General features: G+C 46.2%; 1 pseudogene. It reads left to right on the forward strand.

The features are described from left to right. Positions 1–266 (forward strand): annotated as a pseudogene (locus FTW16_RS21410) (tetratricopeptide repeat protein); the annotation flags it as partial.

Consider the following 266-nt stretch of genomic DNA (forward strand, 5'->3'; position numbering starts at 1 on the left):
AGAGAGCGAAGATGTGATCAAACATGCAACGCGTGCACTTGAGATCTCGCGCCAAGTAGAGAACATGCACCTGTCACAACGCTCATACTACTTACTCTCTTTAGGTTATGAGCAAGCAGGTCACCCTCAACAAGCCTTAGCAAACCTCAAGCAATATAATAGTCTTGTCTCTTTAGAGCAGCAACAACTCAACCGTGTTGGTGAAGATGCATTCCGCCAACAGAAAGAGTTTGCAGAACAAACCCTTCACTATGCAGGCCAAGAGC

The organism is Vibrio sp. T20 (assembly GCF_007858795.1).
GTDB lineage: Bacteria > Pseudomonadota > Gammaproteobacteria > Enterobacterales > Vibrionaceae > Vibrio > Vibrio satsumensis.